Source organism: Companilactobacillus heilongjiangensis (genome assembly GCF_000831645.3).
Classification (GTDB): Bacteria; Bacillota; Bacilli; order Lactobacillales; family Lactobacillaceae; genus Companilactobacillus; species Companilactobacillus heilongjiangensis.
In genome coordinates, this window is sequence record NZ_CP012559.1 from 170,059 (window position 1) to 184,269 (window position 14,211).

12 protein-coding genes are annotated in these 14,211 nt (G+C 37.0%); 8 read left to right on the plus strand and 4 right to left on the minus strand.

All coding sequences use genetic code 11. The features are described from left to right. Positions 1–136: 136 nt before the first annotated feature. The 3 genes from JP39_RS00725 (at position 137) to JP39_RS00735 (ending at position 2,039) form a co-directional block, all read left to right on the plus strand. Positions 137–865, plus strand: a complete 729-nt coding sequence (locus JP39_RS00725) for a CPBP family intramembrane glutamic endopeptidase (protein WP_041501008.1) — start codon at positions 137–139, stop codon at positions 863–865. Positions 866–897: 32 nt separating this feature from the next. Then, positions 898–1,095, plus strand: coding sequence for a hypothetical protein (locus JP39_RS00730; RefSeq protein WP_048699184.1), 198 nt, complete (start codon positions 898–900; stop codon positions 1,093–1,095). Positions 1,096–1,757: 662 nt separating this feature from the next. Continuing rightward, positions 1,758–2,039, plus strand: a complete 282-nt coding sequence (locus JP39_RS00735; protein WP_041501006.1) for a type II toxin-antitoxin system RelB/DinJ family antitoxin — start codon at positions 1,758–1,760, stop codon at positions 2,037–2,039. A gap of 92 nt (positions 2,040–2,131) precedes the next feature. Here the strand turns inward: JP39_RS00735 and JP39_RS00740 are convergent, their stop codons facing one another. Continuing rightward, positions 2,132–3,580: an APC family permease gene (locus JP39_RS00740; protein ID WP_048699188.1), complete on the minus strand. Its 1,449-nt coding sequence runs from the start codon at positions 3,578–3,580 to the stop codon at positions 2,132–2,134. 246 nt (positions 3,581–3,826) lie between these two features. On the opposite strand from JP39_RS00740, the gene JP39_RS00745 reads away from it, so the two are divergent. Beyond that, positions 3,827–5,914: a putative ornithine decarboxylase gene (locus JP39_RS00745; protein ID WP_041501004.1), complete on the plus strand. Its 2,088-nt coding sequence runs from the start codon at positions 3,827–3,829 to the stop codon at positions 5,912–5,914. 561 nt (positions 5,915–6,475) lie between these two features. Further along, on the plus strand, positions 6,476–7,738 hold the full coding sequence (locus JP39_RS00750) for a methionine gamma-lyase family protein (protein WP_041501003.1): 1,263 nt from the start codon (positions 6,476–6,478) through the stop codon (positions 7,736–7,738). A gap of 329 nt (positions 7,739–8,067) precedes the next feature. On the opposite strand, the gene JP39_RS00755 is transcribed toward JP39_RS00750, so the two are convergent. Further along, on the minus strand, positions 8,068–8,694 hold the full coding sequence (locus JP39_RS00755; protein WP_048699193.1) for an endonuclease III domain-containing protein: 627 nt from the start codon (positions 8,692–8,694) through the stop codon (positions 8,068–8,070). 154 nt (positions 8,695–8,848) lie between these two features. Between JP39_RS00755 and JP39_RS00760 the strand changes: the two genes are divergently transcribed. Further along, a complete protein-coding gene (locus JP39_RS00760) occupies positions 8,849–9,115 on the plus strand; it encodes a hypothetical protein (RefSeq protein WP_002328812.1) in 267 nt (88 codons plus the stop codon). Between the two features lie 129 nt (positions 9,116–9,244). Here JP39_RS00760 and vat(E) read toward each other — a convergent pair whose 3' ends face one another. Together vat(E) and pcp are read right to left on the minus strand one after the other, a co-directional pair. Further along, positions 9,245–9,889 (minus strand): streptogramin A O-acetyltransferase Vat(E), encoded by a 645-nt coding sequence (gene vat(E) / locus JP39_RS00765; RefSeq protein WP_041501002.1) that lies wholly within the window; start codon positions 9,887–9,889, stop codon positions 9,245–9,247. 225 nt (positions 9,890–10,114) lie between these two features. Further along, positions 10,115–10,762, minus strand: a complete 648-nt coding sequence (gene pcp, locus JP39_RS00770; RefSeq protein WP_041501001.1) for a pyroglutamyl-peptidase I — start codon at positions 10,760–10,762, stop codon at positions 10,115–10,117. Positions 10,763–11,100: 338 nt separating this feature from the next. On the opposite strand from pcp, the gene JP39_RS00775 reads away from it, so the two are divergent. Together JP39_RS00775 and JP39_RS00780 are read left to right on the plus strand one after the other, a co-directional pair. Then, on the plus strand, positions 11,101–13,629 hold the full coding sequence (locus JP39_RS00775) for an L-type lectin family protein (RefSeq protein WP_041501000.1): 2,529 nt from the start codon (positions 11,101–11,103) through the stop codon (positions 13,627–13,629). Between the two features lie 120 nt (positions 13,630–13,749). After that, positions 13,750–14,160: a hypothetical protein gene (locus JP39_RS00780; RefSeq protein WP_041500999.1), complete on the plus strand. Its 411-nt coding sequence runs from the start codon at positions 13,750–13,752 to the stop codon at positions 14,158–14,160. The last annotated feature ends 51 nt before the right edge of the window (positions 14,161–14,211 follow it).

Consider the following 14,211-nt stretch of genomic DNA (forward strand, 5'->3'; position numbering starts at 1 on the left):
GGTTGAGGATCTGTTTTGGGCCATTTAAGACAATAATAAAAGTTCATCTCCATAAGTTCATATAATGTAGTCATAAGAAGATAAACCATGGATGTTCAGCAGTTAAATTTTGAAATAGAAAGTGTGAAAAAGTATAATGTCTAAAAACTTAGAGAAATTTTTTACAGCGTTTATTTTATTACCACTTTGCCTTTTCTTGATACCGTCATTAATTTTCTGGTCTCCCCAAAGTTATCAGCAAATAAGTTGTGATTTGATTGCTTTGATTATGGTTATTATTTTAAATAAGACCTGGTTGCATGTTGAAGTTAATTTCTTTTCGGGCAAAAGACCGTTTAATCAATTTCTTAATGCTATTCCAGCACTTGTATTACTGTTGTTAACAAAGAATCCTTTTGTACTCTCTATTAAAAGTCCAGTTCTCATGGGCTTTATGACTATACTAATGATTGCCATTTGCGAAGAGTACATATATAGGGGAATTTTGATTCCCTTGAGCCTAAGATTAACGAATAATAGATTATTCATATCAGTACTAATTAGCAGTATTGGTTTTGCCTTTGCTCATATAGTCAATTTTGAACATGGATCTTTCCTCGTGGTTTTATCTCAGATAATTTTAGCATTTGCAACAGGAATGTTATTTGGAACTTTATATTTAAAATCAAAAAATTTATCACTTGTTATCGTCCTTCACTTCATTAGTGACCTGCCTTTACTAGCTTCCAATGGATCGGCGGCAGTACTTACCAACTCCCAAACATATGGAATATTAATGATAGTGTTAGTAATCAGTTTAATTGCTTGTCTTATTTCTTTAGTTCAGCTCCATAGATTTAGTAAAAAAAGCAGTCCAATAACGTAAGATTTTAAAATAATTGTAGGGGTGACATTATAATGAGTAAAATCGACATAATTGCGGCTATTCTATTTTTGGTCATTGGTATTTGGCAAATATTTGTAACAATTGTTTATTTTAGAAATTTAAAGAAACATGCAAATAAAGACACATCTCCATTTGCTCCCGTAGCAATGTGGTCATCACTTGTAGTTGGAGTTACTTTAACAGTTTTAGGTCTTTCTGCATTTCTTTAAATGGAAAATAGGCCTTATTATTTAGGCTTATTTTTTTGAAATGGAGGATTATTTTAAAATATTATCGTGATAAATTATTGAACAAGAACTAATTTTGAAGGGGGATGGTATAAGGTTGTTTTTGAATGGGTAAGATAATTGGTAAAGTTAGTGTGGGTATTAGGTTAGTTTTATACCTATTAAAAAATAAGTTTAGAAGGTGAAGGTGTTGTGATTAATTATCGTATACGGTTCAATAAAAAGTTTTATGAAAGCATCGATTTATATTTAGCAATTCTGTTTCTTATTATCAGCATTAGAACGTTCCTAAATTCTTTTTATATCATATCAGCACTGTGGGTAGTGGCTGCACTAGTGCGAATTTACTATGCGGTGGTTATAAGGGATAAGAGCAAGAAACAATAGTTAAACTGTATTCAAATTTACTGATAATCCTTATTTCCAATATCTTTTATGATTGATAGGAAATATTAGAAATAATGATTAACTGGTTTCATAATAGTTATTATTCTAAAGATAGAGAACTTGCTTAATGTGAGTTCTTTTTATTATTCTCAGATGAATTCGAACGAATAAAAAATAGTAGAGTAATTAGTTGCAAGAATTTTAAAAAACAAAACACAATGATGTAGTGCGGTGGTAAGCAAAAGGAGGAGAATGCTATGAGTGCTAGTATTATTGAAGATAAAATAGTTTCAACACGTGTTACTGCAGATATTAGCGAAAGGGCTAAGGATAATTTGGCTAAGCAAGGATTGACCGTTTCTGAGTTTATTCGCTTATCTTTGGTTAAAGCCGCTAACAATGAGGTTCGTTTAGTAAGCTTTTTGGATTCATCAGAAGCACTGAAGGCAAAAGAAGAGGCTGAAGCCAGTCAAGTAAAGACTGTTGGTTCATTAGATGATTTTGATGTTTGGATTGATATAATAGAACAAAAAAAGTGACTAGATAAATTTCATTCAAAATTTATCTAGTCACTTTTTTTATAGTCTGTCATAGAACTAAAACTAAGAAGGATTCTGATTTATATCCCTCTTTAATCAATCAAACCTTCACGACGTTGTTCACGTTTACGTAACCATGGCATAACGAAGCCAAGTCCGAATAAAACGATAACGGTGATGAAGTTTAACATTAATTGATGGTTGAATGCATCGGTACCAAATTTGGCTTCTTGAGGGATGAACCCTAAAGTAGCACAGATAAAGGTAAAGGCGAGACACCAGCCACCGACTAGTAGAGCACCGGTTCTATTCTTGATAAATGTGTAATCAGAATGGAACTTATCTTGATGCCAACGCATTGCTACGAAGGCGAAGAAGACCCAACAAGTCTTATATGGTGAAATGATTCCGTTAATGTTTAGTAGCCAGTTATAAATGGTATTGATATTTGGCAAAGTACCTGTCAATAACAATAGGAATAAACTCAAACCAGTTGTCATTGTATAACTGTGAATTGGACGACCTTTTTTGTTTTTCTTAGTCAACCACTTAGGCATGAATTTGTCAGCGACATCACCGGCAAAGACACGACTGGAAGCATCCAACAAGACAGCTAATTGCGCCATCATGAAGATTGCTTGGACAACGGCGAAGATGTACATCAATAATTTACCGACGCCTAAACTGTTACCTAATAGTTGGAAAGCATAGTAAGGACCGTTCATCTTAAAGTCATGTGGAATGTGGTTGGCGTTGAAGAACATTGCTAAGGCTAATGTACCAAAGATAGTTAAGAAACCTGTCATGATAGCCAAGAGCCACATAGCTTTAGGAAATTCATGTTTCGGATCACGCATTTGAACTACGTAAGGGGCAGCTAATTCAGCACCTGACATAGCGAAAATTAATAATCCGGTCGTTGAGAAGTATTTCAAACTAAATGTTGGCTTGAAAGCACCCCAGTTGAATGGTTGTGTAGCGATATGGTGACCATGTAAAACGGCGTAACTAGCTAGTAAAACGAAGAGGGCTGACATGATGAACATTGCGCCCCCACCAATCAAAGAAAGGATTTCTAGTGAATTCTTGATAACATTTTCTAGCATGATGAAAACTAAAATAATAACGAATGTTAAAATACCAAACCAGAATGGTGACATTTTATCATCCAATGTGTTGTTACCTAGGAACATCCAACTGAATGAAACGATAACTGAGTTGGAAACGTCCACGATATAAGGCACACTTTGGACCCAATACATCCATGAAGTCCAGTAACCCAAAGTATCGTTACTACTGTGACGGACCCAAGAAGCTAGACCACCGGCTTGATTGTCAAAGGTTAAACTCATTTGACTGGAAATCAAAGCATAAGGAATAACGTAAGAGAATAATAGGAAGATCCATGAGATAACCACGGAAAGACCTTGGTTTTGAAAAGGATAGAAAATATTTTCAAAACTGATAATGGTAACGAAGTCAATCAATGCGATGACTTGCCATCTTAAATAATGTGTTTTATTTGGTTCTAATGTTTCCAATTTTATTTCCCCCGAATTGTTTAAAAGTCTTGTTAGAAAGGCTTTTTGAAGTTAGGGGGCTTCAAAGTAAGCAAAGAACTGTTGATTTTCACTTGTGTACGACCTCAATATATATATATAATCAATTCCGTAATATTTTTCATAAATAATATTCCAATATTAAAAAAACATACCCAGAAAATTATAGGTATTTATATCTTATTTGCAATACTTTTTATGAAAATAAATTAAAATAGGGGGAAATTTATGAATTTTCTGAAAATTGCCACAGGTAATGATGTGAAAATCAACGACGCAATCGAATGGTCGACAGTTCCATTTACGATGGACATCGATGTTGCCGAATTAGCCGCAATCGTGCTTAATGAGCATGATACGACTGCCATCGATATTGCGAAAGATCTACAAAGAACATCAGGACTTGGTATCCCTATTATCCAAATTAAGACGCCTGAAATTTCTGAAAAAGATATCAGCGCCGAAGTAGCAGCCTATCAAGAGAAGATGGTGCCAGGATTTTTGACAGATTTAATCAATTTTGCCAAAGACCGTCCTATTAGTTTTACGACACCCGGACACCACAATGGCCAGTATTACGAAAAACACCCAGCTGGAGTCGTTTTTAATCGCTTCTTTGGTAAGAACCTGATGTTTGCTGATACGAGCGACACGGTCGATGAATTGGGCGATACGATGACCCATGGTGGAACGCCTTTAACTGCTGAACAAAAAGCTGCCAAAACTTACAACGCCGACAAAGTTTATTTCTGTACTAACGGAACAACTAGTGCTAATTCCATCTGTGCCAGTGCTTTGTTAGCTCAAGACGATTTAGTATTGTTTGACCGTAATAACCACAAATCGCTTTATAACAGTGCATTAGTCATGAGTGGAGCTAAGCCAGTTTATATTCCAACTGACCGTAACGCTCTCGGTTTGATTGGTGAAATGAATCCAGAAGCTTTGGATGAAGCTAATATTAGAAAAGAAATCGCTAAAGTAGATCCTGAAAAGGCCAAAGCTAAGCGACCATTCCGTTTGGCAATTGTCCAATTAGAAACTTATGACGGTGTCTTTTACGATGCCAAATGGATGATTGATAAGATCGGTAAACTCTGTGATTACATTTTATTTGACTGTGCTTGGGGTGGTTTTGAGCAATTCGTTCCAATTATGAAACGTTTGTCGCCATTATCATTGGAATATGGCCCCGAAGATCCCGGAATCTTGGTTACACAGTCGTTACATAAACAACAAGCCGGTTTAGCTCAGACGTCGCAAATTCTCAAGAAGGACGCACATTTGAAAGGTCAGGAGCGTTATGTTGACCACAAACATTTCAACAATGCTTATTTGAAATTCGTGACTTCAAGTTATTCATATCCAGTTTATGCTTCATTGACCGTCAACGCTTATCTAACATCAGGTCAAGGTAATCTCAACTGGTGGGATGAAACCTTGCGCTTGGGTATTGAATGGCGTAAAGAATTATTGCAGAAATCAAAATTGTTCCGTCCGTTTGTACCAGATAACTTTGCAAATATCAGTACTGACGAGTTAATGTCTGACAGTAAGTATTGGGAAATGAATCATGGCGATAAATGGCATGGATTTAAGGAGATGGCCGATGGACAGGCGATGATTGATCCATCAAAGATCACCGTTATAACGCCGGGTATTGATGTAGAAAACGCCAAATATCAAGAAACTGGAATTCCCGGTCCCGTGGTAGCTGAATTTTTAATGGAAAAACGTATCATTCGTGCCAAAGATGATTTAAATTCATTATTATTCTTGCTAACACCTGGCGACACAAAAGAAGAATTGGATACGTTATTGAATGCCTTCTTGGAATTCGAGCGCTTGTATATGGAAGATGCGCCGTTAACTGAGGTATTGCCTAGGTTGGCAGCACAGTATCCTGACCGTTATAACGGCTATACATTACAAAAGTTGTGCCAAGAAATGCATCAATATTATCGTGATAACGAAACTTTCACCTTACAAAAAGAACTGTTTGCTAAAACCGACATGCAAGACTACACAATGACACCAGCAAAGGCTGATCAACTATTTATGAAGAATCAAAGTGAGTTAGTTGATTTGAAAGATATCAAAGGCCGAGTTGCTGTCGAGGGAGCATTGCCATACCCTCCAGGGGTATTTATCGTAGCACCCGGCGAAAAGTGGGCCGATGTCGATTTGAAGTATTTTGAAGATTTAGTTGGAGCAATTGAACGATTCCCTGGTTTTGTACCTGAAATCCAAGGTGTTTATTGGAATAAAAATGCAGATGGCAGTATTTCAGTTCAAGCCGAAGTATTGAAACGATAAAAATGCCGCCTCCGAGTGACAGAGATTTTCGCCTGCTGTGAGACCGATTCGAGCCAAGGTCTCGAATCTCGATTTTGAGACTTGCAGAAACCGCAAGTCTCAAAATACGTCAGTTGTGTAAGAGCAGAAAATCACTGCTCTAACGCAACTTTCACTGCACGTGAAATCTCTGTCACCCGGAGGCTGGGTTAACTGGAATTAATATAGATGGATTTGATGATTGGGTTCGTTTATCTCATAAAAATCAAAACATACAAGAATATGCTCAATGCTATTTGATTTAAATGTATTTGAATATTATTACGTTCGATTTATAACGATTAATTAGTCGGAAGAGCTGGGAAATATTTGTGTGCCGTGGTAGTGGTATAAGAACGGGAGGTTCCTCCCGTTCTTATACCACCGGACGTGTTTGGAGACTTACCAGGTTTTGGTAAGGCTTCAAACCGAGGCCCGAGACCGCTCTTTGGCTCGGGCCGTTCCGCACAGCTTGAGAATATTTCCCAGCTCTGGAGACGGCATCTTTAATAAGCAAAAATAATAATAAAAGAGGAAATAATAATGGCATTATCATGGAAAAACGATTTACCTAAGGATTTAAGTGAAAAAATTGATAAAGTTGAAAAAATGATTCGTCCTCGTTTGGATGAAATTGATCAACAAGTTCTTTACAACCAACAACGTGTCTTGAACTTGTTTAGAGAACACCATGTCGGTGAAGAGGACTTGGTTCCTTCAACTGGTTATGGTTACGATGATATTGGTCGAGACAAGATTGAACAAATTTACGCTGACTATTTCAAAGTTGATGATGCCTTAGTTCGTCCACAATTCGCTTCTGGAACACATGCTATTTCAACAGCCTTGTTCAGTATGTTACGTCCTAGCAATACGCTTTATTATTTGACTGGTACTCCTTATGACACGATTCAAGAAGTAATCGGTCTAGCTGGTAACAAGCCTGGGAATATGTCAGAATATGGCATCAATTTCAAGACGACTGAATTGTTGGATGACGGCTCAGTTGATTACGATAATGCTGAAAAAGATTTGAAGGATGACTCAATTAAAGTTGTTGCTATCCAACGTTCGCGTGGTTATGCGGTTCGTGATAGTTTTACAGTTGAAAAAATCGCCAAGATGATTAAGTTTGTTAAGTCAATTCGTCCAGATGTTAATATTTTCATCGATAACTGTTACGGTGAATTTTCCGAAATGGAAGAACCTACTTTCTACGGTGCTGATATTATGGCTGGTTCATTGTACAAAAATGCTGGTGCCGGAATTGTTAAGAGTGGTGCTTACATCGTTGGTCGTCAGGATTTAGTTGAAGGTGCTGGTTCACGTTTGACTGTTCCTGGTGCGGGTAAAGGTGAGGGTGCTACTTGGGGTTACTTGCGTGACTTCTACCAAGGATTCTTCATGGCAGCTCATACAACTGGTGAAGCTTTGAAAGGTATGGTCTTTACGTCTGCACTCTGCGAAGAAATGGGTATGAACGTTTCACCAAAATGGGACGCTCCTAGAACTGATATCGTTCAAACAGTTTCATTTGGAAAGCCAGAACCAATGATTGCTTTCTGTGCTGCTATCCAACATTACTCACCAATGAACTCATTCGTTGATCCAATTCCTAGTCACCAAGATGGCTATGAAGATGATGTCGTTATGGCCTCAGGTAGTTTCGTTGAAGGTTCAACAATTGAATTGTCATCCGATGGTCCATTAAGACCTCCATATTCACTATATATTCAAGGCGGATTGTCATACGCTCACGTGCAGATTGCGATTGCACAAGCTGTTAGAGAAACATTCTATAAATAAGATTTAGGCTGCCGCTTTTGGCTAGCTCTAATAACTTTATTCAAAAAAATGTAGCGAATCCGGTTAGTGGGTTCGCTACATTTTTTTGAATAAATAGAGTTTTTAATAAGTGTTATAGCAATGCTAGTTGACAGCCCTACTATAAAAACATTTTAAAGTCTAAAATTGCTTGAATACTTTTACATTCAAATAATGATGATTAATTAGTCGGAAGAGCTGGGAAGTATTTGTGTGCCGAGGTTCGAGACCGCTCTTCGGCTCGAGCCGTTCCGCACAGCTTGAGAATATTTCCCAGCTCTGGAGACGGCATATTTTAGTAGTCTTAATGGTTACAAATAAGGCAATTTAAGTTGATAATCGTCGAAATAGTCGCTCTTCAATTTACCAAATTCGTCAATTAACGCGTGTAACTCCTCAGCTTGCTTCGATTCCAATTTGAAGTCTCGTTCGACAGCTGTCTTTAATTGTATGTAAGTTGGTTTTGTCGTAAAGGTGTGCAATTTAGTAAACAATTTCATTGAATAGTTGTCGGCCACAAATGCTGGACGGTGGAAGTAGTAGAGCAATAATACGTCGGCGGTTTCATTGCCAACACCTTTCATCGCAATTAATTTTTTTCGTAATAGTGGTGTCGATAACTTGGACCAGTCGTCAAAATTGTCACGATATGCGGTCAACATTGAACGTAAATAGATGGCTTTGTTATGAAAGAATCCACTCGGTTGAATCAGCTGTTCCATCTCATCAGTTGATAAGGCCAGAATACGGTCAGTCTCAAAGTTAGTCGCTTGTTTGAGGTTAGCTAATGATCGATCGGCATTCTTCCAATTTGTGTTTTGGATTAAAATCATTCCCGAAAGCATGTCTTCGGTATTTTCTGCTGGCCACCAATTCTGTGGTCCCAATTTCTTTGATAAAATTTCTAATAAATCATAAATAGTAATTTGTTTGTACAAGATTAAAAATCCCCCAGTACTTTTAATTATCCAATAAGATGGCAAAAAAGTGTTGAATTGTTTCTTGGAGACGTTTTCAAAGACATTTTCCTTTATTTCAGAAAATTATTAGTGTTAACATAATATACGCTGAATTAATTATGGGGGTGTAATTATGTTAGGGATTATTTTTATTGTAGTTTCAATCGCCTCTCTGATTCTTGAGAAATATGTGCTAGGTAACAATTCACATGTTTGGTTAGGCGCAATTATTCCATTTTTAGCAATTGCCTTTATCGTTGGAATGATGCTCACTAATAACATGAAATTCGATGTTTTCAATATAATATTGGCTGTCGTTTATGTTTCACTAAGCTTTATTTTCTGGGGACAGGGAAGTGACCTTTATCATCAGAAGGTCGTAAATAAAATATACGAGTAGAGTACCGCCAGAGGTGGCTAGTGTATTTTTTACTGGTATATCATATCTATTATTAATAAATTGGATTCACTAAATAGTAAAGGCCGTGTAAACAATCATTTTTGGATTGCTTGCACGGCTTTTTTGCTTTTATTTTTCCATTAAACTGTTTATCAATTCAACTGTGGGTGTTGTTTGCATTAGTTTAGGAACATTAACAGTTATCCATTCAACATCTTTATTCCACCATGCCAGGTTTTCTAATGCTTGAATAACTTCTGGTTCAAATCTTGGTCTGATGAGTTGAATTGGATTGCCACCGACAATTGTATATGGAGCGACGTCTTTTGTTACAACACTATTTGCTCCGATAATGGCACCGTCACCGATTTTTACGCCTGGTAGGACGGTCACATTTTGCCCAAACCACACGTCATTTCCGACTACAGTATCACCTTTCAACGGCAAATCAGCCAGTTCAGGAGTATATTTCTGCCAATCGCCACCCAAAATATTAAATGGATAAGTTGAAATACCTTTCATTACGTGATTGGCACCGTTCATAATAAATTCAATACCACTGGCGATAGAACAGAATTTACCGATGATTAATTTGTCGCCTAGAAATTCGTAGTGATGGGTAACATGTTTCTCAAAATCGGTGGGATTTACTGGGTCGTCATAATAGGTGTAGTCCCCAATTTCAATATTGGGACTTTTGATCACGTTCTTGATAAAGACAACCTCTTTGATGGCTGGATTGGGATAAATTGCATTTGCGTCAGGTATAGTCATGTTAGTACCTCCGAATTGAGTTATTTGATTTTAATTATAGTCTAGAAGATTGGGTAAAAAAATAGGGAGTTGTGACATAACTATTTTCACCTTAAACATGTAGCATAAACGTGCAACAAAACATAGCTTTTTCCGCTTAAAACAAATGGCTTCGGCAATCCAAAATCGGATTACCGGAGCCATTTGCCTTAATGCTCGAAAGCTAACCATGTTTTGTCACACTCTTTAGTTTATAGAACCACCGATTGCTTCAATATCACCTTTGCCATCTTGTTTAACGATAGCTTTGATTGCGACGGTTATTCCAGTTACATCATCGGCTAATGACAAGCATGGTGTATCAGGACGTGCCACGACTTGATTGGGCAGGAATGGGATATGCATGAATCCTGCTTTCAAATCGGGGAATTCTTTGTCAATCATATATTGAACTTGGTACATGATGTGATTGCAGACGTATGTTCCAGCAGTTGTTGAAACGTAACTTGGTATACCAGCGTCTAAGATTGCTTGAGCCATAGCTTTGACTGGCAATTGGGTGAAGTAGGCGTTTTGACCGTCTTCGTGAATGGATTGATTGAGTGGTTGAAAGCCTGCGTTATCAGCAATTCTTCCATCGTCAAAATTTATGGCAACTCGTTCTGGAGTCAATGCAAATCTTCCTCCAGCTTGTCCAATATCTAAGACGTAATCAGGTTTGTTGTCGAGTATTGCTTGGTGAACGACTTCAGCACACTTATTAAAAATTGTGGGGATTTCAACTTTGATTATTTCGGCACCCGCAATTTCGTCAGGAAGTTTCTTAACAGCCTCGATGGCAGGGTTAATTTTATCTGTTCCAAATGGATCAAAGCCGGTTACAAGAATTTTCATGAATTTCTCCTCCTTAAAATGCTAAGAAATACATTGGCACCATCAATGTATCACAATATTCAATAGTCATTCAAAGTGTAGCGGCAACAGTGGAATTTTTGTTTTATTACTTAATTTGTTTTTGCTTATAATTTGTTTACTATTAAAAGTGTGTAGACAGATAATCCTACTATAATAGAAGTTAAGAGGATGAGGTCAATAATATATATTTTATATTAGAACAATAATTTTTATGATAACAGAGAAATTTTAAAGTTATAAGCATGGCATAATATCTATGCGAGTTAATACACATATTTCTTAGATCTGTGGCATAAGTCTAGAAGAGGGGGCTAATTATGTTAAGAAAAGAGAAAAATGCATTTTTATTTGTGTTTTCATTTTTATTGATTGTGGGATTATTTTGGGGACAGACCACAACAGTCAAAGCATATTATGATAGTGATGCTATGAAGTATACTCCAAGTGGACTGGAACTTAATAATTTGATTAATCCAACTTCATCATTGTTTGTTAATGGAAAGAATAATGGAAAATATGTTCCAACAATAATTAGTGATAATAATGGTAATTATTCCATTCTTAAATTAAATGGCTCAACAGCTGATTCAGTAACTAGTGTTTGGAGTAATCTTGATGCAGATAACTACATTGATATTACTAAAAAGCAAGATTTGTCATTTTGGATTTATTTAGGTGATTCTAGTACAAACGTTGATGGTATGGCATTTGTTTTACAAAATGATTCTCGTGGAACTGATGCTATTTCATCTGATGGTTCTGGTATCGTTGGCGGACAAACTCTAGGCGTCTGGGGTGTTAACTCTAACGCAAATAAGACTGCTGACTCAATTGCTAATTCAGCCATTAAAAATAGTTGGGCGCTTGAGTTTGATGATCATCGTGATGGTAATGATAGTAGCGGAAAAACCGAAACGATGGGTAGTTCATATGACACATATGATTTAGAGGCTAACAGATCGATGAGTGATCAACACACTGGGTGGAACTACCCTGGATTAGCTAGTTCATATAAGCCAATTCCTTCCACCAATGGTATTTTTCAGCTAGTTCATAATAATCCAGAAACTTTATACTTAAATGGATTAGGCCACCCACAATGGGGCTGGCATCATGTAATGATTAACTATACCCCACCAGCAACAAAGGGTGGAATTGCTAAATTAGATTATTCATTTAATACTAAGAGTGCAGATAAACATGAAAATAATCTTTCTACTTATGAGACAACGGGACAAAATTTGATTTATCATTCAGTCGATTTAGATACTAGCCAATTCCACCTTGATGACAGCAATAAGCTACGTTTCGGATTTACTTCTTCTGAGGGAAATATGAAACCCGGTAGTATGTGGGTGGTATTTGAATCTATTCCTTCTATTGTACAAGCTCAATCGACAGCCTATGTTGTTGACGATACATCTAAATCTAGAGTCGATACTGATACGGGTGATGCAAATCCAAGTTATGTTGAAGACGAAGATAAGGCATTACCAATTACTACAGAGGCTCATCCTGGTGATGATCTTAAGTTTAAGTATGGTATCAAGTATGAAGGCGGTAAACAGGCCGCCACGGACATTAAATCGACTTTGAACATTCCTAGTAATGTGACATTTAATAGCGATGTGATTGGTAAAGTCACATATGTTAGTGCTGATGGAACGAAAACTGAACATGTTGACTTAACCAAGGCTAATAATGTCAGCACCGATGGTTCTACTTTGACATATAATGTTGAAACGCTTGATAATGCTAAAGGCGCAGATTGGACAGCAGTAAAAATTGAACTTGATGGTACGGCCAGTGATATTCCGAGTGGTTCTACATCACTTAAGGTACCTTTCTCTCACGTTAACTTCACGGGTACTAACTATAAATCTGATGCTCAGACTGATGCGTTCAAGATTGTTGAACCAGAAGCTACATTGGATATTACTAAAGATGCTCCAGATCCACAGGATATTTTCCAAACTGGTACGGCTAATTTAAATGGTCATTTGACATTCAAAAAGGGCGGTACCGTCACTCCTATTACTAATTCTGAAGATTATGACCTTCACTATTCTATAAATGGTGGAGCTGATGTTCTTGGTCACGCTACTAGTGATGATGCAAGTAAGTTTTCAATTCCAATTGACGGTTCAGAATTGAAAGTTGGTGAAAATGATATAACAGTTCAGGCTGTGTATACTAATTACAAGAGTTCATCTGGCACAATTGAGACGGTTGGTTCTAAGAAGATACATTACACAGTTAATGTGAATGAAACTGGCTTAGTCGCAACTGCTACGAATACTGATAAGATAACTACGTTAAATGATAAGTTGGTCCCATTACCTACGATCACACTTAAACATAACGATGGTTCGGGTTTAGAAGATGGCAATGATCAGGTTGACTATACTATTTCTAATCCAAACAAAAATAATGGCCAACCTATTTCATTTAGCGATACCCCATATCCAAGTTTGAGTGAGGGAACTGGTGGTGGAAATCGTCAATATAATTTGAGCATATCAAATTCTAATGGTCTAAGTGTCGGAGAGAATACCGTTACAGTAAAGTTCACTGACCCAGGTAAGCATGTATCTAATGTATTGACTTTTGTTATTGATGTTGAAGATACGAAGCCTGTTCTTACATATGGTGATAAAAATAATGGTGAGATGACGGTCGTTGCATCTGAAGATGGTGATATTACCTTTCCAATGAATATTGCGTATGAGAATGGTGAGAAATTCAAACCTTCAGATATGAAATTTACTGCGAAAGTTGATACTAATAGTCCTATTACTGTTGATAGTATAAAAAGTAATACACCACAGTCTACATACTATTTTTAAAGAGCTTTAACACGAAAAGAACTAGGTATTGATGCGAATGATACTTCAGATAAACACACGGTTACATTCACAGCGACTGATCCATATGGACGTACGTCAGAATTAACGTTTACGCTGAAAATGCTTTACAGTACTGCAAGTTTAACGTACAAAGATAGTTATTCGTTCGGATCATTGAATCAAAGCCAAGGGTCACGACTAGTTAAGAGAACTAGTGACTGGGATGTTGTCGTTAATACAGTCGATTCGAAGTATAAATTAACTGCTAGCGCTGATCCGTTGACGACTGGTGGGTCAACCGATACTCATACATTATCTGGTGGGTTGGTTTACGTTGATCCTAAGACAGGGATTTCTCAATCAATGACTTCTCCAGTGACATTAAGTGAAAATGATTCTGAAACCACTTATAAGTATCCTATTTCCGATAGTTGGTCGGCTGATTCCGGTATTTTGTTGAAAGTAGATTCCAATCCTTTTGCTGGTTCATATAGCGGAGGGCTAAATTGGGATTTAACTGATAGTATATAGTTCTAAATATCAAAATAGGCATAGGTAATTCCAGAATTTATCGGAGTTACC